The 22,405-nt window shown below is 41.5% G+C and carries 19 protein-coding genes and 1 riboswitch; of the genes, 1 reads left to right on the top strand and 18 read right to left on the bottom strand.

Annotation, left to right across the window (positions count from 1 at the left end; all coding sequences use genetic code 11):
* Positions 1–285 precede the first annotated feature (285 nt).
* From mgtA to purC, 14 genes are all read right to left on the bottom strand, one after another.
* A complete protein-coding gene (gene mgtA, locus FFM63_RS00520; protein ID WP_171000173.1) occupies positions 286–2,892 on the bottom strand; it encodes a magnesium-translocating P-type ATPase in 2,607 nt (868 codons plus the stop codon).
* A gap of 231 nt (positions 2,893–3,123) precedes the next feature.
* Positions 3,124–3,288: riboswitch (M-box (ykoK) riboswitch) on the bottom strand.
* Positions 3,289–3,331: 43 nt separating this feature from the next.
* Positions 3,332–4,057: a nitroreductase family protein gene (locus FFM63_RS00515; RefSeq protein ID WP_137608389.1), complete on the bottom strand. Its 726-nt coding sequence runs from the start codon at positions 4,055–4,057 to the stop codon at positions 3,332–3,334.
* Entirely contained in the window at positions 4,058–5,479 is a 1,422-nt protein-coding gene (locus FFM63_RS00510) for an aminotransferase-like domain-containing protein (protein WP_137608388.1), read from the bottom strand.
* 155 nt (positions 5,480–5,634) lie between these two features.
* Entirely contained in the window at positions 5,635–6,612 is a 978-nt protein-coding gene (gene guaC, locus FFM63_RS00505) for a GMP reductase (protein ID WP_137608387.1), read from the bottom strand.
* Positions 6,613–6,734: 122 nt separating this feature from the next.
* The gene (locus FFM63_RS00500; protein ID WP_137608386.1) at positions 6,735–7,160 is read right to left on the bottom strand and encodes a DUF3788 family protein; all 426 of its coding nucleotides are present in this window, start codon (positions 7,158–7,160) and stop codon (positions 6,735–6,737) included.
* Positions 7,161–7,373: 213 nt separating this feature from the next.
* Positions 7,374–8,627 (bottom strand): phosphoribosylamine--glycine ligase, encoded by a 1,254-nt coding sequence (purD, locus tag FFM63_RS00495; protein ID WP_137608385.1) that lies wholly within the window; start codon positions 8,625–8,627, stop codon positions 7,374–7,376.
* Positions 8,628–8,642: 15 nt separating this feature from the next.
* On the bottom strand, positions 8,643–10,181 hold the full coding sequence (gene purH, locus FFM63_RS00490) for a bifunctional phosphoribosylaminoimidazolecarboxamide formyltransferase/IMP cyclohydrolase (RefSeq protein WP_137608384.1): 1,539 nt from the start codon (positions 10,179–10,181) through the stop codon (positions 8,643–8,645).
* A 110-nt stretch (positions 10,182–10,291) separates the two neighbouring features.
* On the bottom strand, positions 10,292–10,864 hold the full coding sequence (gene purN, locus FFM63_RS00485) for a phosphoribosylglycinamide formyltransferase (protein WP_137608383.1): 573 nt from the start codon (positions 10,862–10,864) through the stop codon (positions 10,292–10,294).
* A complete protein-coding gene (gene purM, locus FFM63_RS00480) occupies positions 10,861–11,904 on the bottom strand; it encodes a phosphoribosylformylglycinamidine cyclo-ligase (RefSeq protein WP_137608382.1) in 1,044 nt (347 codons plus the stop codon). Before purM ends, purN begins: the two co-directional genes overlap by 4 nt.
* Positions 11,905–11,934: 30 nt before the next feature.
* The gene (gene purF, locus FFM63_RS00475; RefSeq protein WP_137608381.1) at positions 11,935–13,374 is read right to left on the bottom strand and encodes an amidophosphoribosyltransferase; all 1,440 of its coding nucleotides are present in this window, start codon (positions 13,372–13,374) and stop codon (positions 11,935–11,937) included.
* Complete coding sequence (gene purL, locus FFM63_RS00470; RefSeq protein WP_137608380.1) at positions 13,359–15,578, bottom strand: phosphoribosylformylglycinamidine synthase subunit PurL; 2,220 nt, start codon at positions 15,576–15,578, stop codon at positions 13,359–13,361. Before purL ends, purF begins: the two co-directional genes overlap by 16 nt.
* Positions 15,578–16,258 carry a phosphoribosylformylglycinamidine synthase subunit PurQ gene (gene purQ / locus FFM63_RS00465; protein WP_137608379.1) on the bottom strand — a complete coding sequence of 227 codons (681 nt, stop codon included), beginning with the start codon at positions 16,256–16,258 and terminating at the stop codon, positions 15,578–15,580. Before purQ ends, purL begins: the two co-directional genes overlap by 1 nt.
* Before the next feature lies 1 nt (position 16,259).
* Complete coding sequence (gene purS, locus FFM63_RS00460) at positions 16,260–16,514, bottom strand: phosphoribosylformylglycinamidine synthase subunit PurS (protein ID WP_137608378.1); 255 nt, start codon at positions 16,512–16,514, stop codon at positions 16,260–16,262.
* A gap of 1 nt (position 16,515) precedes the next feature.
* Positions 16,516–17,232: a phosphoribosylaminoimidazolesuccinocarboxamide synthase gene (gene purC / locus FFM63_RS00455; RefSeq protein ID WP_137608377.1), complete on the bottom strand. Its 717-nt coding sequence runs from the start codon at positions 17,230–17,232 to the stop codon at positions 16,516–16,518.
* 257 nt (positions 17,233–17,489) lie between these two features.
* Here purC and FFM63_RS00450 point away from each other — a divergent pair, with 257 nt between their 5' ends.
* Positions 17,490–17,861: a hypothetical protein gene (locus tag FFM63_RS00450; RefSeq protein ID WP_137608376.1), complete on the top strand. Its 372-nt coding sequence runs from the start codon at positions 17,490–17,492 to the stop codon at positions 17,859–17,861.
* A 39-nt stretch (positions 17,862–17,900) separates the two neighbouring features.
* On the opposite strand, the gene purB is transcribed toward FFM63_RS00450, so the two are convergent.
* From purB to FFM63_RS00430, 4 genes are all read right to left on the bottom strand, one after another.
* On the bottom strand, positions 17,901–19,196 hold the full coding sequence (gene purB, locus FFM63_RS00445; RefSeq protein WP_137608375.1) for an adenylosuccinate lyase: 1,296 nt from the start codon (positions 19,194–19,196) through the stop codon (positions 17,901–17,903).
* Positions 19,197–19,274: 78 nt separating this feature from the next.
* Positions 19,275–20,396: a 5-(carboxyamino)imidazole ribonucleotide synthase gene (gene purK / locus FFM63_RS00440; RefSeq protein WP_171000166.1), complete on the bottom strand. Its 1,122-nt coding sequence runs from the start codon at positions 20,394–20,396 to the stop codon at positions 19,275–19,277.
* Entirely contained in the window at positions 20,389–20,877 is a 489-nt protein-coding gene (gene purE / locus FFM63_RS00435; protein WP_137608373.1) for a 5-(carboxyamino)imidazole ribonucleotide mutase, read from the bottom strand. Before purE ends, purK begins: the two co-directional genes overlap by 8 nt.
* 244 nt (positions 20,878–21,121) lie before the next feature.
* On the bottom strand, positions 21,122–22,405 hold the full coding sequence (locus FFM63_RS00430) for a nucleobase:cation symporter-2 family protein (protein ID WP_137608372.1): 1,284 nt from the start codon (positions 22,403–22,405) through the stop codon (positions 21,122–21,124).

Genomic DNA, 22,405 nt, shown 5'->3' with positions numbered 1-22,405 from the left:
GCACTTGACAACCAAATTGCTCATTTTTTTTGAATAAATTAGAGCGCTTTACTTTTCAGTCTTGTGAAATTTTCTGCATACTTTTCTTGAAAAAGGAATTTTCTATTTCTTGATTTAAGTCGTCGATCCCCTTGGAAAATCATAGATCGACTCCGCTTTCATTGTTTCGACGAGCAACGGTGCTTTCAAAAAAAGTTGCAGTACATCTACAGCATGTAAAAAAACAGCAGTCCTTTTTTTACAGAAAAAGAAACAGAATGGTAACATAGACCATTCTGTTATAGTTCAGATCCATTCTTTCGCAATTTTAATATAGATTACTTTCCCCAATTGGGTTGTGATCATATATGCAACAACGATTAAGATGTACCATAGCCAATATTCACTTGGAAGGCGGACAAAATCAAATTGGTCTGCAATCGGGGTCAAAACTACTAAACCGCCCGCAGCGACTGCCAGCAACAAACTGATCAGAACTTGTGGTGCTGGTCGACTTTTAATAAACGGAATTTTCTTTGTCCGTACCATCAAGACGACTAACGATTGTGTCGTTAAACCAACCATAAACCAGCCAGTTTGGAATAAGTTTTGAGTAGCGATCGTATTTGCTCCAAAAGTGAACCACATCACTAAGAAAGTAATGATGTCAAAAATAGAACTGATTGGTCCGATACACACTGTAAATTTCAACAAGCCTTTTGTTTCCCATTTTGTCGGTACTTGTAATTCTTCTTCATCGACATTGTCCCAAGGAATCGTTAGTTGCGCGATATCATAAATCAAATTTTGCAATAATAATTGAATCGACAACATGGGTAAAAAAGGTAAAAAGGCGCTAGCGACTAAAATCGAGAAGACGTTGCCAAAGTTGGAACTGATCGTGATCTTGATGTATTTCATCATGTTACTGAATACACGCCGCCCTTCAAGCACGCCATTTTCTAAAACACTCAAACTTTTTTCTAACAAAATAATCGAGCTGGCGTCTTTGGTGATATCCGCCGCGGTATCCACGGAGATTCCTACGTCCGCCTTCCTTAATGCCGGCGCATCATTGATCCCGTCGCCCATGAACCCAACTGTATGACCTTTGCTTTGCAGTGATTCAATAATCCGCGCTTTTTGCATTGGATTTAGTTTGGCAAATAAATTGGTTGTTTCTGCCGCTTGATACAATTCCTCATCCGACAGTTCATCGACTTGGTTGCCTAATAGATAGTTCTCTGCGGGAATTCCGACATCTTGGCAGACTTTTTGCGCGACGATCGCATTATCACCTGTCAAAACCTTTACTACCACTCCGTGTTGATGCAGTGAGCGAATCGCGGGTTTTGCAGAAGCTTTAGCCGGATCAAGAAAACCCATGAAGCCGACTAAAACCATCTCTTTTTCATCCTCAGTCGAATAAATCGCTTCATCATGCGCATCGCGTCGAACCGCTACCGTGATCACCCGCATCCCTTGGCGGTTCATCTTTTCATTGACCGCTTGCAATTGTTGCCGAATCTCCGACGTCAATTCTGAGATTTTCCCATTGATCTCAACATACTTGCAAACATCAGCCATTTCCTCAACTGCACCTTTTGTGATCATCAACTGATGTTCGTCTGTTTTCATTACGACTGTTAATCGCCGACGAGAAAAATCAAACGGGATCTCATCGATTTTTTGGACGTTTTGATACGGCAGATGCCGGTCTTGGGTTTCAAAATAATTGATCACCGCTATATCCATCAAATTTTTCCAACCAGTTTGATAAGTCGAATTCATAAAAGCCAGATTTAATACTTGCTCATTTTCGTTACCTAATGGATCAAGATGTTGAACGAGAACTACCCGGTCTTCCGTGATCGTTCCAGTTTTATCAGTACAAAGCACGTCCATGCTGCCTAAGTTTTGAATTGAAGCTAGTTCTTTTACAATCACTTTGTGTTTTGAAAGAGTCAAAGCTCCTTTTGCTAAGTTAGAACTTACGATCATCGGTAACATTTCAGGAGTCAGCCCCACCGCGACAGCAATGGCAAAAAAGAAGGCACTGCTCCAATCACCTTTAGTCAAGCCGTTGAGCAAAAATACTAATGGGAATAAAACCATGACCATTTGCAGCAACAACTTACTGACTTTGGCTAAGCCGATGTCAAAAGTTGTTTTCCCACGTTTTGAGGTCGCATTTTTTGCAATGTCGCCAAAAAACGTTTTTTGCCCCGTTTTTAAAATAATTGCTTTACCTTGACCGCTCAACACATCAGTCCCCATGAAAACTAGATTCGTTAGATCCAACGCGGTCAGATCTTCAGTCAATCGCTGATCGTTTACTAAAAATTTTTCGACAGGCATTGATTCGCCGGTTAGCGAGGACTGATTCACAAAAAGATCCTTTGTCCAAATCAAAACAGCATCTGCGGGGATCATATCGCCCGTCGCCAGTGTCAAAATATCGCCCGGCACTACCTCGTCCATCGGAATCTCTTTGGTCTCGCCGTTGCGAGTGACAGCCGCAGTATTTTCGATCATTTCTTTTAATGCGATACTCGCTTTTTGTGAACGATATTCTTGAATAAATGTAATCACCACACTGGCTAAAATCATGATCACCATTACAAGCGCAGCTTCCAGATCATTTGTCAGCAATGAAACAAGCGCCAATAATGCCAAGACGTACACAAACGGATCATTGAAAGCTTGTAATAATAATAAGATTCCCGGTGTAGGCTTTTGCGCCGAGACTTCGTTTGGTCCGTATTCTTCCAAGCGACTTTGTGCATCTTCTTCTGATAACCCTTGCAATGAAGTCCGCAAATTTAGAAAAAGATCACGATCGGATAAAATGGCTAATTTTTTCAATTCTTGGTCTTTGTTGCTTTTGCGAGCAAGAAGGTTTTTTTTGTTCATCATAATGGTTCCTCCTAAAATTTAAGGCAACCAAAGCCGCCCTATTGTCTTTACTTTTGGGTCGACTATCTTCATGATCCATCTTCCTCACATCCTTTCATGGGTTAAACGGTGACCGGCATCCTGTTTTTTAATCTGCTACGAAGTGAAATAAAAATTTCATCGGTCTTTTTCACTTAGCAAAATCTACAAAAAAAGCACGTACTCGAAAATGAGCACGCGCGAAAAGTTCATTCATGTCCATCGTCGAGCTTTAGCACTATAGGGCGTAGACAGAATTGTCAGCTACGTTATGAATCACCTTCACGATGATTCCTGTTCTACCCATTGGCGTCTCTCGACATTTTTGGGCAGTAGCCTGTGTCCATATAGGAGCCTCACCTAACAACTATTTATATTTACCTTTTAACTATATGTTACTTACTTGTTACTGTCAAACTTAAGATTGGAAGAATTTGTTTTCTTTCAGAAACTCATCAACTTGCTTGTTTGGTGAGCTTTCAAAGTAGTCTGCAAACTTTTTACTCCAGCGTTTGGTTTCACGCGCTTCAGCAAACTTCTCCATCGTATCGTCGTATTCTTCAATCAATGAATAATCATACTCTTGATACGTGTCATAGTGGATCACCGTTTCTTTTGGCAAGCGAGGTTTGACCCGCATTTCTACGGATGGTTTACCGATACTCAAGCCTGCAACTGGCAATACATAATCCGGCAATTGCAATAGTTTTCCAATCTCAGAAATATCTTTTCGAATGCTTCCAACTACTACAGACCCCAAACCTAAAGCCTCCGTCGCAATCACCGCATTTTCTAACGCCAAGGCGGTATCTGTGACAGCCGTGATCAACGGGTCTAAGCCTTCATCAATTCGATAGTCCACTTTGTAATGCTCCGCAACTTTTTGAGTTCGCTTTAAATCAGCCACGAAAACTAAGAAGACTGAACTGTGCAGCATATGCGGATTTCGTGGATTCAGCGCAACCAGCTGTTCGCGGATCCCACGGTCTTTCACAACAATAATGCTGTACATCTGGCCATTCATCCAACTTGGTGCTTGGCGGCTGGCTTGTAAAATTGTTTGCAACTCTTCTTTTGACAGTTGATACGTTTCGTCGAAGTTTCGGTAAGTCCGGTGCTGTTTCATAATTTCTAACGCTTCCATCTAATTCCTCCTTAGTTCATTTGAGATCAATTGCAACTTCAAAAAAAACTGCTGGCGCATTTCCGCCGTCATTCGAGTATAATTTACCCTCATAGCCATTGTATCATTACTAAAAAGAAAAGCCGGGGCGATCACTATTTTCTCCCGCAAAAAAACTTCCCAATCTTTGCGTGTCAGATGACGGTGACGCCAAGTTAAATAAACATAGATTCCTCCGTCAATTTTTGAAACGTTCCAATCGTCCGCAATCACCTGCGCCTCCTCACAAAATGCCTGCGCTCTTTGGTTTAAAGCTGCAACTAAAGTCACTTGATTTTTTTTAAAATGCGGATCTGTTAGCGCGGTATGAGCAATCACTTGCGGAAAAACACTGATTGAAAAATCCATCATCTGTTTTGCTTCGGACAACCGTTGAATCAAGTCTTGATCAGCAACGACCCAGCCGATCTTGATCGAAGAGCCGAAAATTTTCGACAGCGACCCTAGATGAATCACTTGATACGGCGCAAGTTCCTTTAACGAAGGCGGGATCGCGCTAAAGTTCAATTCGCTGAAAACCTCATCTTCTACGATCGGCAGCTGATATTTTTGACTCAGTTTGATCAATTCATTTCGCCGTCGTTTCGACATCGTTGAGCCCGTGGGATTTTGAAAAGTCGGGTTAAGAATAATCAGCTTGATTTTCTTCGTCAAAATCAATTGCTCCAACTTATCGATACGCATTCCTTCGCGATCCATTTCTACTCCATAAAGTCTAACGCCAGCACTGGCAAAAATCGGCAATGAATATAAAAACGAGGGATCTTCAATCGCAACACTGTCTCCGCTCTGCAACATGACTTGCAGTAGTAAAAACATCGCTTGCTGCGCTCCAGAAGTGATCAAGACTTGATTGGATGAAATGTCGATTTTCTGTTCGGCCTTGATCCGCTGACAAATCACCTGCTGCAGCGGTTGGTACCCTAAAGGACTTTGTTTTTTCTCTTCTAATAATAATTCTTCCCATGTATAGGAAGGAAAACGAAAATCCGGGATCAGGCCTAACGGTAATTCACCAGAATACAGATCCATGGCATTTGGATCGTTCAGTGACGCTTGAATTTTTTCTAAAAACGGCTCATTAGGATGTGATTCTTTAGTAAATAAACTGCGCCAATCAACCCGCGGCGTCGTGCTACGCCCCCAATTTCCTTCATTTACGATCGTTCCACTTCCTTGGCGGCGCAATACCCAGCCAAGACTGACTAATTCATCTAATGCGTGCACTACGGTTGAACGATTCACTTGATAAAATGCCGCGAGCTTTCGCTCTGCCGGTAATTTATCTCCTGGTTTTAACGTTCCGGCTTGAATATAAGTAATGACTTGTTCAATAATCTGCTGATAAATCGGTGTTGCTTTTTTACCTGATAACTCCCACATAAGATCTCCTCATTCAATATTGGATGATTTAACGCTACTCCAATCATTTGTATCTGTCAATAGAACGGTTGGAAATTGTCAGTTTCCAAATAAAATGCTGCTTAATATAATGATTCCAGAATAGACCCTATAAAAAAAGAGCGATCAAAATCGCTCTAAATCGTATCTCCATTAAAGATTGAATTTTTAACAACTACGTAATCAACTTTTTGCAAGGCTTCTAAATCTTTTCCACCAGCATATGAAATCGCTGATTGCAGATCTTGCTGCATTTCAACCAATGTATCTTTTAATAAACCTTTATAAGGAATCCAAATTTTCTTGCCTTCGACATTTTTCTTTTCGCCTTTTTGAAATTCAGAGGCACTGCCAAAATATTCTTTGTAAACGACACCGTCTTCCACCTTTGTTTCGCCCGGTGATTCTTCGTGTCCGGCAAATAACGATCCAATCATGACCATCGTTGCGCCAAAACGGATTGATTTAGCGATATCACCGTGGGTACGGATTCCGCCATCTGCAATGATTGGTTTACGAGCGGCTTTGGCACACCAGCTTAAGGCTGCCAATTGCCAGCCGCCAGTTCCAAATCCTGTCTTGATTTTTGTGATACAGACTTTCCCAGGTCCAATCCCAAGCTTCGTTGCATCGGCTCCGGCATTTTCCAATTCACGCACTGCCTCAGGAGTTCCGACATTTCCGGCAATGACGAAGGTTTCAGGTAAATATTTCTTGATATGCTTGATCATATTGATAACTGGATCTGAATGGCCATGGGCAATATCGATCGTAATAAAATCAGGATTTAATTTCTCTTCGGCTAATTGTTTAACAAAGTCATATTCATAACCCTTTACACCAACACTGATCGATGTAAACAAGCCACGAGACTGCATTTTCTTTATGAAGGGAATTCGTTCTTCTTCATAAAAGCGATGCATAATATAAAAGTACCCATTCTCCGCCAAAAATTCTGCAATAGTTTCATCAATAATCGTTTGCATATTGGCTGGTACTACCGGCATCTTAAAACTAAACTTGCCTAATTGAACCGTCGTATCGCATTCTGACCGACTGTTTACGATACACTTATTAGGAATCAACTGAATATCTTCATAATCAAATACTTTCATAATGGCCTCCAGTGAATAAAATAAAAAACATAGAGCGCTATCGCCCTATGTAATTTACAACATATTCAGTTAAAAAGCAAGCTATTTTTAAAACAAACGGTCTAAAACACGAACATTAAGTTTCAAACTACTAATTTTCTTAATTTTTTAGCCTGTAGACTAACTAAGAAGATAACATCTTCCATTTCTTCTTCATTCATTACTTTCATTTCGATTTGTTGTGTATTTTTTGAAACAGTTTCAAATTTTTCTTTGAATTCATTCGACATCACTTTCACCATTGGTGTGAGATAACTTATGCCAAAATCCGGGAATGGTATAATAACAGAAAAATACTCTTTATGAATGTTGATTCGGCAAAGCAACCCATCGTATTGTTCAATTACTAACTGCCAACCTGTTTGTTTTTGGAAAATATACTTGATTTTAGGATCATAATGCCGCATGATTTGAGCCAATAATATCTTTAAATATTGAGAATTAGGCAGTTCTGCCAAAATCACCTGCAATTCATGCTTTTCATCAACCTTGGATCCTTTCCTTTCCATGATTCTCTCCTCTTTCGCTATGCTCTGAAATGAAATTGATTTTAATAAACGTTCATCTTCTTTCGCTATAACAATCAAATTATTCTTTCTTCTAGGACACATTCCTTTCTAATGTTTTCTTCATGTTAAGTCTAACACTTTTAATGAAACCTGTCATTTTTATTCTCTTGCTTAGAGGCAACAAAAAAACGACTCTAAGGCCGTTTTTTCTGTTTATTTTTGAGCTTTTGCGCCAATATCTTTACGATAAAAATAACCGGTTGTATCAGCCTGCGTCAATGCTTGATAGACCTGTTTTTGAGCTTCTGCAATTGTTGCGGCTTCTGCGGCTGCTAAAAGAACACGTCCGCCAGAGGAACGCATCACGCCTTGATCATCATCGACCACTCCAGCATAAAGAATCGTTGCCTGATCTCCAAATTTTGGTACAGCTAATCCTTTTTGATAATCACCAGGATATCCTTCTGCTGCTAATACGACACCGACAGCAGCTTGATCACTCCAAATCAACTCAGGATCTTGATCATTTAACAAGTCAGCGATTATTTGGGCAAGATCACTTGTTAGGCGCGGCAAAACAACTTGCGTTTCCGGATCACCAAACCGCGCATTGAATTCGATTACTTTCGGTCCATTCGCAGTTGCGATCAGACCTGCATAAAGGATCCCTGTAAAAGGCGTTTGATTTTTGACCATTCCTGCCGCTGCCGGCTTTAGAATTTTTTCGACAGCGGATTCGACCATTTCTGTTGAAATTTGCGGTACGGGAGAATATGCGCCCATTCCGCCAGTATTTGGTCCAAGATCCTCGTCATACGCCCGTTTATGATCTTGGGCAACTACCATCGGATAGACCTTTTCACGATTCACAAATGCGAGCAACGAAAATTCTTCACCGCTTAAAAATTCTTCCACCACAACTTTATCGCCGCTTTTACCGAAACGATGATTAGCCATCATTTCCGTCAAGGCTTGCAACGCTTCAGCTAAAGTCAACGCAACTGTCACCCCTTTACCTGCCGCCAGCCCATCTGCTTTGATCACAATCGGCGCACCTTTTTCTTTTACGTAAGCACACGCAGCTTGATAATCCGTGAACACTTCGTAATCAGCAGTAGGAATGTCGTTGTCTTCCATCAATTTTTTCGCAAATTCTTTAGACCCTTCAATACAGGCTGCCGCTTTGTTCGGCCCAAAGATTTTAAGACCCGCCGCTTGAAAATCATCGACAATTCCGTTAAGCAAAGGAATCTCTGGTCCGACAAAAGTCCAATCGATTTTATTTTGTTGAGCAAAAGAGATCAGCGCTCCATGATCCTCTTCAGAAATATCTACTAATTGTATCCCATCTTTTTTCATCCCAACGTTTCCTTTGGCACAAAAAACAGCGCGGACTTTCGTACTAGCCAACAGCTTTTTTGCGATGGCATGTTCGCGACCGCCGCTGCCAATAATCAATAATTTCATGGAGTCCTCCTCAAATTAATGTCTGAAATGACGAACACCTGTAAAGACCATCGTCACACCGTATTTATTTGCCATTGCGATCGAATCTTTGTCTCTGATACTTCCACCCGGCTGAACAATTGCTTTGATTCCATGCTGAGCAGCATATTCGACGCTGTCGTCCATTGGGAAATAGGCATCGCTGGCTAAAACGGCACCATCCATTCGGCCTTTCGCGGCTTCCAAAGCTAATTTGACTGAACCGACACGATTCATTTGACCCGCACCAACACCAACTGTTTGATGTTCGTTGGCAACAACAATCGCATTGGATTTCACGTGTTTGACTGCCTTCCAAGCAAACGCTAAGGCCTTTAATTCACTTTCAGTTGGTTGACGATCCGTTGCGACTTCCCATTTTGTCGGTGTTTCTTCAATGATATCTTGATCTTGAACCAATAGTCCGCCTAAAACAGCGACCACTTCAGGCTGGTTATTTTCATTTACCTGTTCGCTAAAATCCAACGTCAACAGCCGCAAGTTTTTCTTGCCCGACAATACTTCAAACGCTTCTTTGCTGAAACTTGGTGCGATAACAATTTCTAAAAATAATTTATGCAGCTCTTCCGCTGTTGCCAGGTCAATCTCACGATTAGCCACTAAAATCCCGCCAAAAATCGATGTTGGGTCAGCTTCATAAGCAAACCGGTACGCTTCTGAAATTGTTTTGCCGCTGCCGATTCCGCAAGGATTCATGTGCTTCAACGCGACAACAGTCGGTTCGGTAAATTCTCTGATGATTCGAAGTGCCGCATCGGCATCTTTGATATTGTTATAAGACAGCTCTTTGCCGTGTAGTTGTTGCGCACTTGCGATTGAATAAGGAACAGGCAACGCATTTTGATAAAATGCGGCAGTCTGATGGCTATTTTCACCATAACGCAACGGTTGCTTCAAATCATAAGTCAGAGTCAATTTTTCTGGCTCGCTGTCAGCTGTCTGCTTAGTCAAATAATCCGCAATCAGCGCATCATAAGCCGCCGTATGACGAAAAACTTTTGCCGCTAACTGTTTACGCGTGGCTAATGACGTTCCTTGCTCATTTTTTGCTTCTGCTAATACAAGAGCATAATCTTTCGGATCAACAACGACTGTTACGGAAGCGAAATTTTTAGCTGCCGAACGCAGCATACTCGGTCCGCCGATATCAATATTTTCAATTGCTTCTGCTTCAGTCACTGCTGGTTTTTCAATCGTTTCTTTAAAAGGATATAGATTCACACAAACGAAATCGATTGGTTGGATGTCTTGTTCTTTCATAGCAGTCATGTGACTTGTCAAATCACGTCGCGCTAACAAACCGCCGTGAATCTTAGGATGCAATGTTTTCACTCGACCATCCATCATCTCTGGAAAACCGGTTACTTCATCAATACTCAAAGTTGGGATCCCTGCTTCAGTTAAAACCTTTCTAGTCCCGCCGGTAGAAATGATTTCGATCCCTGCTTGAACCAATCCTTTTACAAATTCGACAACTCCCGTTTTGTCTGAAACACTGATCAACGCTCTTGTCATTTTGATTCTCCTGTCTGATGATATAGTTTTTCTGTGCTTTCTAGCTTAATCAGAATCCCGTTCTGATTTCGATTTAATTTTAACAATAAAGATTTTCTATACTTTTTTAGCTAAGGTCGCTCATTTTCAACGATTTTTGCCAGAACTTTTGGATACAATTGATGTTCCACCTGATGGATCTTTGTTTCTAAATCAAATAAACTATCCGTTTTTTCAATTTGCACCGCTTTTTGAGCAATGATCGGACCGGTGTCGACACCGCTGTCGACATAATGGATCGTCACGCCAGTTTCTTTCACACCGGCTTCATACGCATCCTTAATCCCATGCAAACCGGGAAAATCAGGCAGTAATGCTGGATGTATATTGATTATTCGCTTTGGATAAGCGGCAAGCAAGTCTTCTCCGATGATCCGCATGTAGCCCGCTAATACTACTAGCTCCACTTCGTATCGTTTCAATAAATCTAATAAGGCTGTTTCATATTGTTTTTTATCAGGAAATTCTTTTACTTCAAAACTTTCGCAAGCAATCTTAAATTTCTTCCCCCGCTCCAATACATATGCATCGCGATGATCCGAAAATAATAGAACGATTTCGGCAGCGATTTTCTTTTCTTTGACCGCTTGGGCGATCACTTCAAAGTTCGATCCATTTCCTGAGGCTAGAATGGCTATTCTCATTCCTCAGCTCCTTTAAAACTGATTGCGGCTTCTTGTTTTTCCGTTACTTTACCGATAATAAAAGAAGGCTCGGCTCGTTTGTTTAGATCCGTTTGCAGATCAGCCAACTTTTCTGGAGAAACTGCCAGTACCATACCGATCCCCATATTGAAGATTTCATACATTTCCATTTCAGGGATTTCGCCATACTTTGCTAAAGCATTAAAAATTGGCAAAACCGGCCATGAGCCCAATTCGATCTCGCATGCTAAATCGGCCGGCAGCATCCGCGGCAGATTTTCAACAAAACCGCCCCCGGTCACATGGGCGATCCCGTTGACTAATTCTTTTTTGATCAATGGTAAAACTGCGTCAACATAGATTTTTGTCGGTGTCAGAATCTCATCACTTAGTTCGCCGGCTAGTTCTGGTAATTTCTCATCGATTGAGAAATCATGCATTTCAAAGAAAATCTTACGCACCAAAGAATAACCGTTAGAATGGATCCCTGATGCAGGCAACCCGATTAATAAATCACCTGACTTGATTTTTTCTCCAGTGATCATTTGGCTTTTTTCAGCGATACCGACTGTAAAACCAGCTAGATCATAATCGTCTTCTCCATACATCCCCGGCATTTCTGCTGTTTCTCCGCCGATCAAGGCAGCTCCAGCTTGCACGCAGCCTTCTGCTACCCCGGCGACAACTTGTTCCAATCGTGCTGGTATGTTTTTCCCTGTCGCGATATAATCCAAAAAGTACAAAGGTTCAGCCCCTTGCGCGACGATGTCATTGACGCACATCGCTACACAATCGATCCCGATCGTCTCGTGTTTATCCGCTTGGATTGCGACCATTAATTTAGTTCCGACACCATCTGTTCCAGATACTAAAACGGGCTCTTTCAACTTAAATTGACTTAAATCAAAACATCCGCCAAAACCGCCAATCGCCCCCATCACACCTAAACGTTCGGTTCTTTTTACATGTTTTTTGATTCGCTCAACGACTTCATAACCCGCTTCTACATCAACACCGGCTCTGGAATATGCATTTCCCACTCGATTCTCTCCTTTTTGATCTGCTCATTTTTACAAAAATGACATTTTTTCTTTCAAAGTTGCTTGATAATGTGCCTCATAATCATATAGCGGCGTTGGGTAGTCACCATTAAAATATGCCATACATAAGCCTGAATAAGGTGCATCGAAATTTAAACCGATCGCATTGATCAACCCATCCTCGCTTAAAAACGATAATGAATCTGCACCGATCACTTCGCGAATTTCTTCAACTGAATGGTTTGCTGCGATCAATTCTTTTCGTGTCTGGATATCGATGCCGTAAAAACAAGGATAACGTAACGGCGGTGAAGCGATTCGAACATGGACTTCTTTTGCTCCAGCCTCTTTTAAAAGATTTACGATTCGACGGCTTGTCGTCCCGCGTACGATCGAATCATCGACCATAATGACACGCTTACCCGCTACGACACCGCGAACCGCTGAAAGTTTCATCCGAACCCCTTGCTCGCGTAATTCCTGAGTTGGTTGGATGAATGTTCTAGCAACATATTGATTTTTTACTAAACCCATCTCGTAGGGGATACCCGATTCTTCGGCGTAGCCGCTAGCCGCCGACAGTGAGGAATTTGGTACACCAACGACCATATCCGCTTCAATTTCTGCTTCTTGTGCTAAAATCCGTCCCATATTTTTTCGGGCACTGTGGACATTGACTCCTGCAATATTTGAATCTGGTCGTGCAAAATAAATATATTCCATTGAACAAATCGCATGTTGTGTATCTTCTGTGAACTGCTCAACCGTTAATCCTTCGTCATTGATGGTGATGATTTCACCAGGATTGACGTCTTGAATAAATGTCGCGCCGACAACTTCTAGTGCACAAGTTTCCGATGCGACGACATACGCACCATTGACCATTTGCCCAATCGATAATGGTCGGAACCCGTTTGGATCAAGCGCCGCCACCATTGAATCTTTTGTCATCATTAAATAAGCAAAGCCACCTTTTACAGTATTCAGCGCTTCTTTCATTCGCTCGCATAACGTCGCTTTTTGACTGCGGCGGATCAAATGCATCAAGATCTCTGTATCAGAATTTGAATGGAAGATTGCGCCATTTTGTTCCAATTCCTTGCGTAAACTTTTGGCATTTGTCAAATTGCCGTTGTGTGCCAATGCAAAGTCGCCATCATAAAATTTGAATAAGAAGGGTTGGATATTATCGACACTGCCAGTCCCAGCAGTCGCATACCGAACATGTCCGATTGCCGCTTGACCGGTCAGCTGATTCAAATGACGTTCATCTTTGAAAACTTCAGACAATAAGCCTAAACCGCGTGTCCCATTCAATTTTCCGCTGTCATTACTAACGATTCCAGCACCTTCCTGCCCCCGATGCTGCAAGCTATGTAAGCCAAAATAAGTGACTCGAGCGGCATCCGGGTGTCCCCAGATGCCAAAAATGCCACACTCTTCATTTAAACTTTTTACTTCATTAGACATGGAATGGCTTCCTCCCATAATTCTCTGGCCTTTTTCGTGGTTACGTCGATTTCGCCGTCAGAAGCGGTCAATTTAAGTTTGTTGCTAGCTGTGACTTTTCCGATTTGGATCGCTTTTTCTCCCGCTAAAGCTTCGAAAGCTGCTTGATTTTCTGGTTTTACTGACAACACAAAGCGTGATTGTGTTTCTGCAAAAAGATTTTCAACCGACAGTTGGAGGGTTGCTTCAACCCCTAAAAGATTATTGAAGGCTGATTCAGCGATTGCCACTGCTAAGCCGCCTTCTGCACAATCGTGCGCACTTTCAATCAAACCTGCTCTGATTGCTGAAAGAACTAGCTCTTGATTGGCTTTTTCGACAGTTAGATCAAAAGCCATCAGTTTCCCTTCAATGAAACCTTTTTGCATTTTTTGGATCTCGGTTCCATTAAAATCAGCGTTTGTCTCACCAACTACATAAATCAAATCGCCCGCTTGTTTAAAATCTTGCGTAGTAATATGTGCCAGTTCTTCAATCAAACCTACCATTCCGATCACCGGTGTTGGGTAAATCGATTTGCCGTTTGTTTCATTGTACATCGAGACATTTCCAGAAATCACTGGCGTATTCAACGCACGACATGCTTCTGCAATTCCGTCGGCTGAAGTCCATAATTCCCAAAAGCCTTCTGGTTTTTCTGGCGATCCATAGTTCAAACAATCTGTGATTGCTAACGGCTGCCCGCCAGATGCTACAATATTGCGAGCCGCTTCAGCCACAGCGATCTGTCCGCCGATTTCAGGATTCAAGTACAAGTATCGTGCATTGCAATCAGTCGTCATTGCCAACGCTTTATTTGTTCCGCGAACACGCAGTACTGCGGCATCGCTTCCTGGACGGACAACCGTATTCGTGCGTACTTGCGAATCATAAGTTTCATAAATCATTTTTTTTGATGCGATTGTTGGCTGCTGCAATAACTCCAACAATACTTCAGTAGGATCAGTCACGCTCGGTTTAAAATCTGCTAACTCAGCAAATTCTTTGATCCAATCAGGCTCCTGCTTTTCATTTTGATAGACCGGCGCATCTTCTGCTAGCGCGTCCACCGGCAAGTTCGCTACCGCTTCGCCGTAATGATACAAGCGATACATCCCGTCATCGGTTACTTCACCGATCGTCACCGCATCTAACTCATAACGTTTAAATAGTTCAATAACTTCTGCTTCATGTCCTTGTTCAACACAGATCAACATCCGTTCTTGTGATTCTGATAACATCATTTCATAAGGCGTCATATTTGTTTCTCGTTGCGGAACATCATCTAAATAAAGTTTCAACCCAGAGCCGGCTTTTGATGCCATCTCAGCACTCGATGAAACCAATCCAGCGGCACCCATATCTTGAATCCCAACTAAAATATCCGCATGATCTAAGATCAATTCCAAACACGCTTCCAGTAATAATTTTTCCATGAACGGATCGCCGACTTGGACTGCTGAGCGTTGCTGCTCTTCCCCTTCAATGAATTCTTCAGAAGCAAAGGTCGCGCCATGAATCCCATCGCGTCCAGTTTTAGCACCGACATACATGATCGAATTGCCGACGCCTTTCGCTTGACCTTTTTGGATATCTTTATGATCGATCAAGCCAACACACATCGCGTTTACTAAAGGATTGCCCTCATAACAAGGATCGAACGCAACTTCTCCACCAACAGTTGGAATGCCGATACAGTTGCCGTACCCGCTGATTCCGGCAACAATTTCTTCCAATAAATATTTTGTCCGCGGAGTAGTTAATTCGCCAAAACGCAAAGAGTCTAATAATGCGATCGGGCGCGCACCCATACTGAAAATATCCCGAATGATCCCGCCGACTCCGGTTGCCGCACCTTCGTAAGGTTCTACCGCTGAAGGATGGTTATGGCTTTCCGCTTTGAAAACCACCGCTTGACCATCGCCGATATCCACGATTCCAGCACCTTCACCTGGTCCCTGCAAAACTTGCGGTCCGTCTGTTGGAAATTTTCGTAAAACAGGTTTCGAATTTTTATAAGAACAATGTTCACTCCACATAACTGAGAAAAGACCCGTTTCGGTGTAATTCGGCAAGCGGCCAAGAATGTCTTCTGAAATCAAACGATATTCCTCATCGGTCAAGCCCCATCCAGCATAAATACGCTGATCTTTGATCTCTTGAGCTGTTGGTTCCAATTTCATCATTAGTTTGCCGCCACCTTTTCAAAATTAGTTAAAATAGACGCGAAGAACTTTTTGCCATCGGCTGAACCAAGCAATTCTTCCATTGCTCGTTCGGGATGGGGCATCATTCCAAGGACATTTCCCGCTTTGTTTATGATTCCAGCGATATTTTCAACACTGCCATTGATATTCTCGCCTTCATAAGTAAAGACGATTTGATTGTTTGCTTTCAATTCCGCTAAAGTTGGTTCATCGCAATAATAATTTCCCTCGCCGTGAGCGACTGGAATTTGGATTACTTCAGCCGGATCGTATTCAGAGGTGAATTTCGTTTGGTTATTAACAACTTTCAATGGCGTAATTTTACTAATAAATTTCAGCGACTCATTTCGCCGCAATGCACCCGGCAAAAGACCGGCTTCTGTCAAAATTTGAAAACCGTTGCAAGTGCCGAAAACCGGCTTGCCTTCTTCGGCAAAACGAACAACTTCAGCCATAATATTGGCAAAGCGAGCAATTGCTCCGCAACGCAAGTAATCGCCATAAGAAAATCCGCCGGGTAACAAGACGCCGTCAAATCCTTCAAGACTGTCTGCATCATAACGAACATACTCGCACTCCGCTCCCATGATTTCTTTCATTGCCCAAAACAGATCTAAATCACAATTTGAGCCAGGAAACACAATGACTGCAAATTTCATGTTAGGCTTCCTCCAATGTCGAAATTTCATAACGATACGTTTCCATATTGACGTTGGCTAATAATTTGTCACAAACTTCTTCGATCATCACTTCGACTGGACGATTGCTTTTAGCAACTTTGATTTCAAAATATTTTCCGATTCGAACATCCTCAATCTCATCATAGCCCAAACGATGGACAGCTCCTTTGACTGCTTCTCCTTGCGGGTCCAATACAGAATCCTTATACGTTACATAAACTTTCACAAAATACATGCTATTCTCCTCGCTTTTCTAATCGATTTAAGACTTCTTGATAAACTGGAACGATGTCGCCTAAATCGCGACGGTAAATATCCTTATCTAGGTGTTCATTCGTTTTTTTATCCCACAAACGGCAAGTATCCGGCGAAACTTCGTCTGCTAACAATAACGAGCCCTCTTTTTGGCGGCCAAATTCTAATTTAAAATCAATCAATTTGATCGCTATCGAATCAAATAGTTCAATCAACGCTTGATTCACTTCTAACGCCATTTGGCGCAATTGCGCGATTTCTTCAGTTGTAGCAATTTCCAAAAATAAGATGTGATCATCAATAACCATCGGATCATCCAGTTCGTCATTCTTGTAGTAAAATTCAACGATTGGCGAACTCAAAGGTGTCCCTTCCAAAATTGCCAATCGCTTAGAAAAACTTCCAGCAGCGACATTTCGAACAACTACTTCTAAAGGGATGATCTCAACCGCTTGAATCAGTTGTTCATTAGCAGACAATTTTTTAATAAAATGATTCTTAATTTCTTTGCTCTTCAAATAATCAAAGATCAAACTAGTGATTTGATTATTAAGTTCGCCTTTTCCCTTTATTTGATCCTTCTTTGCGCCATTCAAAGCAGTCGCTTGATTTAAATATTCGACCCAGATAACTTCAGAGTCATTTGTTTGAAATAATTGTTTTGCTTTTCCTTCATACAGTAGATTCCCTTTTTCCACGATATAACGCTCCCTTTTAATGAACATTTACAAACTAAGAACAACAAATCATTCGTTTATTACTTTCATCTTTAGTGTACCAACTGAAAATTGATATTTCAATATTTTATCGTATATTATAATAAAAATAATCGTTAAATGTTCGTGTTTAATCCAATGGTAATTATAAAGATTCTAAAACAGATTCTAGAGAACGTTTACATTTTATGGAAATGATGCTATATTTAATTCGAATAAACGATATGGAGGAATCGCTTATGTTGGATGCAACTGCAGCAGCTCAAAAATTTCTTGATTCAACGAATGAACTGGACAAACAGCATTTATTAAATGCTTTATTAGGTCTTGATACTACGCATAATCTTAATTGCAATACTAGTTTTTATTCTTATCGCAATTTAAAAAAGTTATTTCATCCAAAACAATCTCAGGCGATGCAATCTTTGCATTTTTCCAATCAGACTCAAGACCGTTTAATTATCAGACAGTTAAAAGATCACTTATTTTTAAAAAATTCCTATCGAATCGAAATTTTATTAAACTCGCAAATTTATGACTATCGCTTAATCAAATGTTTATTAGAACAACTTCATGAAACTTGTTTTGTGGACGTTTATTCTTACGCATAATACGCAAAAAGACCCCTTGCCAAAAGCAAGAGGTCTTTTCTATTTGATTCCGACGCGTTCAAAAATTTTATCAACATTCTTCAAATGATAATTGTAGTCAAAAGCGTCATCCAAATCAGCAGCTGATAAAATATTTGTGATCTTTTCATCGGCTTCCAGCAATGGACGGAATTGTGTTTGATGGTCCCAAGCATAAGCTGTTTTAGGTTGTACCAAGTCATAAGCTGCTTCACGCGCCATCCCTTTGTCGATCAATTTCAACATGACCCGTTGACTGTAGATCAAACCAAAGGTCGCTTGCATATTGCGCTTCATGTTCTCTGGAAAGACTGTTAGGTTTTTAACGATTCTTCCAAAACGCGCCAACATATAATCGATCAAGATCGTTGTGTCTGGCGTGATGATCCGTTCTGCAGATGAATGAGAAATATCGCGTTCATGCCATAAAGCGACATCTTCAAAAGCCGTGATCAAATGACCGCGAACTACTCGGGCCAAACCAGACATATTTTCAGAACCGATTGGATTGCGTTTATGCGGCATCGCAGAGGATCCTTTTTGTCCTTTAGCAAAAAACTCTTCTACTTCACGAGTTTCAGATTTTTGCAATCCGCGAATTTCTGTCGCGAAACGTTCGATCGATGTTGCAATCAATGCAAGACTTGAAAAATATTCGGCATGCAGATCTCTCGGTAAAACTTGCGTTGAGATTTCTTGTGGCCGAATCCCTAATTTTTCACAGACAAACTCTTCTACAAATGGCGGAATATTCGCAAAGGTACCAACCGCTCCAGAGATTTTTCCTGCTTCGACCCCTTTTGCCGCATGCTCAAAACGTTCGATGTTGCGTTTCATTTCTGAATACCAAGTAGCTAATTTCAAGCCGAAAGTCGTTGGTTCAGCATGGACTCCATGCGTACGACCCATCATTACAGTATTTTTATGTTCTTTGGCTTTTTCGCCGATGATCGCTAAAAATTCTTGTAAGTCTTGGCGTAAAACATCATTTGCTTGTTTGTACAAATAACCATACGCTGTATCAACCACATCGGTACTAGTCAAACCGTAATGTACCCACTTGCGTTCTTCCCCCAACGTTTCAGAAACCGCACGGGTAAAAGCCACTACATCATGTTTTGTTGACTGCTCAATTTCTAAGATGCGATCGATGCTGAATCCGGCATTTTCTCGAATCTTTTCTGCATCTGCTTTAGGAATCTCTCCTAATTCTGCCCAAGCCTCATCTGCTAAAATCTCCACTTCCAACCAGGCTTTATAGCGATTTTCATCACTCCAAATATTTTCCATTTCAGCTCTTGCGTATCGAGGTATCATTATATTCTCCTTTTTCTCTGCTAATTGAAGGAATCTTTTTATAAAATAAAAATCCTTGTACTATCTGAAACTAGCTTATTAGTCCCACGTCTCAGTTTTTTTAACATCATCCAGTGTTCGTTGGATGCTTTCCGTCAAAATCGTGATATGGCCCATTTTACGTCCTTTTTTCGGCTGAGCCTTTCCATAATAATGGAAATGCCAGTCTGGCCACAAATCAATCAGCTCATATGTTTTTAACAAATTTTCACCTAAAACATTGACCATCACTGCATTTGATAATAATTTTGGTTCACTCAACGGCCAGCCGCAGATCCCGCGAATATGGGCTTCAAATTGACTCATCGTACAAGCTTCAATCGTGTAGTGACCTGAATTATGCGGTCGCGGCGCAATCTCATTAACATATAACGCGCCAGCTTTTGTTAAGAAAAATTCAACACAAAGCGTTCCAACTAGATCTACTCCTTGAGCGATCACTTTTGCGATTCGGCTGGCTTCTTTTGCAACAGCAGCATCAATTCCCGCGGGTGCGATCGTTTCATGAAGGATATTGTTGCGATGAATGTTTTCTACCACTGGAAAAGTCACATAGTCGCCCAGATTGTTGCCTGCGACTTGGACAGATAGTTCTTTTTCAAATGGGATCCACGCTTCTAAAACACACGTTCCTTGCCGTAAAAGGTTCATCGATGGTGCCAAATCAGCAGTACTTCTTAGTACATACTGACCATGGCCGTCATACCCACCGCGAGTTGTTTTTAACACACAAGGATAGCCGATTCCTTCGATTGCATCTTGGATATCTGTCGGACTGATAATTGTCGCATAAGGCGCGATCACAATGTTATTGCTTTCTAAAAAAGACTTCTCCATCAAACGATCTTGACTGATTGCCAACAAGTCGGTACCTTGCGGAATATTCGCAAAATGCTGGATATGATTGATTGTATCGACATCAACATTTTCAAATTCATAAGTAATCACTTGCGATCTTCGGGCCATCTCTTCTAAAGCCGTTTGATCGTCATAATCAGCAACAATGTGCCAATCTGAAACTTGCGCAGCCGGGCAATCTCCCGTTGGATCGATCACACCTGTGCGAAAACCCATTTCCTTTGCGCTGATAGCCATCATGCGGCCTAATTGTCCTCCGCCTACGATCCCGATCGTAGAGCCTGGTTGTAACGATTTAACCAAGTCGTTCACTACTTTCTAATACAGTTTCTGTCATTCGCTGCCGTTTTTCTTCCAAACGATCAGCTACTTTTTTATCATACATGGAAAGCATCTGTGCCGCAAGTAGTCCTGCATTCGTTGCACCCGCTTTTCCGATCGCTGTTGTAGCCACAGGTACTCCGCCTGGCATCTGCACAATCGACAATAAAGAGTCCAAACCATTCAACGCTTTCGATTGGACCGGTACACCGATCACTGGCAATGTGGTCTTTGCTGCTACCATTCCAGGCAAATGCGCCGCGCCGCCAGCGCCAGCAATGATAACTTTAATTCCGCGTCCGCGAGCTTTTTCGGCAAATTCAAACATCAGATCCGGTGTTCGGTGAGCTGAAACAACACGTTTTTCATAGCCGATTTCTAATTCATCAAGACTGTCACAGGCATATTTCATCGTCTCCCAATCTGAGGTGCTGCCCATAATAACTGCAACTTCTAAAGTCATATTCTGCTCCTTTTCCTAGTGAAGAATGATTTTTTAATACAAACTTGAAAGATTCTCTTCCGTATATAATCCATTAGATTTTGAAATGTAAAACAAAAATTACTATCTATTACTTATCCAAATTTATTTTAGCAAGACCGCTATAGTAAGTCAAAATAAAATTCGAATATTTTAAGAAATAAATCTAATAACGTTCGTGTTTAGCTTGAATAAAAAGAGAGACGCGGCGACACCGCGTCTTCTTTTATTTCGTTTCCCGTTTATAACCGTGGAATATAAGGTTTAAAATAATAGCTGATAAACTGCTCATTACAATTCCGTTTCCTGTGAACATTTGCAAAGTTTCTGGTAATTTTGCAAACAAGGTCGGCATCGCATTGAAACCTAAACCAAATCCAATTGAGATCGCAATGATCAAAAGATTTTTTTCGTCATTATAATCAACTTTCGACAGCATCTTCATGCCTTGAACAGCCACCATGCCGAACATTACCAGCATGCCGCCACCTAGAACAGGTTCAGGAATAATTTGAGCTAAAGCTCCAACTTTAGGAAAAAGTCCTAAAATAATCAAAAAAAACGCTGAGAAATAAATAGGACGACGTGTCTTTATTCCAGACAATTGAACTAAGCCGACATTTTGCGAAAATCCTGTATACGGGAAGGTATTGAACAATCCGCCTAAAACAACAGCTAAACCTTCTGCCCGATATCCGCGTTTCAAATCATCTTCTTTGATTTTTTTACCAACGATGTCGCCTAAAGCGAAGTAAACCCCAGTCGATTCGACCATACTGACAATAGAGATAATGATCATTAATAAGATCGAAAATGGCTCAAACTTTGGTGTTCCAAAATAAAATGGTTGTGGTACATGAAACATCGGCGCATGGCCAATCGCGGTTAAATCAACTTTGCCTAAAAGTGCAGCCAAGATCGTACCGCCGACTAATCCAACTAAGACCGCAATTGAGCGGACAAATCCTCGACCGAATACTTGTACTGCTAAAATCAACAGAATCGTTACAGCCGCTAAGACTAAGTTTGTAGGATCACCAAAACTTTGAGCAGCCGCATCGCCACCGCCCATTTTTGTAGTTGCAACGGGGATCAATGTCAAACCGATCGTTGTAATAACTGTTCCTGTGACGATTGGCGGAAATAATTTTTCAACTTTTGAAAAGAATCCGGCAATCAAAACAACAAAAATCCCCGCTGCTATAATTGATCCGTAAACGGTCCCTACGCCTTGCTTTTGACCGATCAAGATCAACGGAGCTACAGCTTGAATCGCGCAACCTAAAACAACCGGCAATCCGATCCCGAAAAATTTATTGACTGTCAATTGCAACAATGTTGCGATCCCGCACATGAAAATATCGATTGAGATCAAATATGTCATCTGCGCTTCGTTAAAACCTAATCCTGTACCGATCAAAAGCGGTACCGCTACTGCTCCGGCATACATCGCTAATAGATGTTGCAAACCTAAAACTGCTGATTTTCCATTTCCCGTTTCACTTGTCAC

Origin of the sequence: Enterococcus pingfangensis (assembly GCF_005405205.1) — a bacterium.
GTDB lineage: Bacteria > Bacillota > Bacilli > Lactobacillales > Enterococcaceae > Enterococcus_A > Enterococcus_A pingfangensis.
This window is presented reverse-complemented; position numbering and strand designations above follow the sequence as displayed.

What these genes read in the sequence shown, in the direction of transcription:
- mgtA (WP_171000173.1), bottom strand. Translation starts at nt 2,892, where the DNA reads ATGAACAAAAAAAACCTTCTTGCTCGCAAAAGCAACAAAGACCAAGAA.
- FFM63_RS00515 (WP_137608389.1), bottom strand. Translation starts at nt 4,057, where the DNA reads ATGGAAGCGTTAGAAATTATGAAACAGCACCGGACTTACCGAAACTTC.
- FFM63_RS00510 (WP_137608388.1), bottom strand. Translation starts at nt 5,479, where the DNA reads ATGTGGGAGTTATCAGGTAAAAAAGCAACACCGATTTATCAGCAGATT.
- guaC (WP_137608387.1), bottom strand. Translation starts at nt 6,612, where the DNA reads ATGAAAGTATTTGATTATGAAGATATTCAGTTGATTCCTAATAAGTGT.
- FFM63_RS00500 (WP_137608386.1), bottom strand. Translation starts at nt 7,160, where the DNA reads ATGGAAAGGAAAGGATCCAAGGTTGATGAAAAGCATGAATTGCAGGTG.
- purD (WP_137608385.1), bottom strand. Translation starts at nt 8,627, where the DNA reads ATGAAATTATTGATTATTGGCAGCGGCGGTCGCGAACATGCCATCGCA.
- purH (WP_137608384.1), bottom strand. Translation starts at nt 10,181, where the DNA reads ATGACAAGAGCGTTGATCAGTGTTTCAGACAAAACGGGAGTTGTCGAA.
- purN (WP_137608383.1), bottom strand. Translation starts at nt 10,864, where the DNA reads ATGAGAATAGCCATTCTAGCCTCAGGAAATGGATCGAACTTTGAAGTG.
- purF (WP_137608381.1), bottom strand. Translation starts at nt 13,374, where the DNA reads ATGTCTAATGAAGTAAAAAGTTTAAATGAAGAGTGTGGCATTTTTGGC.
- purL (WP_137608380.1), bottom strand. Translation starts at nt 15,578, where the DNA reads ATGATGAAATTGGAACCAACAGCTCAAGAGATCAAAGATCAGCGTATT.
- purQ (WP_137608379.1), bottom strand. Translation starts at nt 16,258, where the DNA reads ATGAAATTTGCAGTCATTGTGTTTCCTGGCTCAAATTGTGATTTAGAT.
- purS (WP_137608378.1), bottom strand. Translation starts at nt 16,514, where the DNA reads ATGTATTTTGTGAAAGTTTATGTAACGTATAAGGATTCTGTATTGGAC.
- FFM63_RS00450 (WP_137608376.1), top strand. Translation starts at nt 17,490, where the DNA reads ATGTTGGATGCAACTGCAGCAGCTCAAAAATTTCTTGATTCAACGAAT.
- purB (WP_137608375.1), bottom strand. Translation starts at nt 19,196, where the DNA reads ATGATACCTCGATACGCAAGAGCTGAAATGGAAAATATTTGGAGTGAT.
- purE (WP_137608373.1), bottom strand. Translation starts at nt 20,877, where the DNA reads ATGACTTTAGAAGTTGCAGTTATTATGGGCAGCACCTCAGATTGGGAG.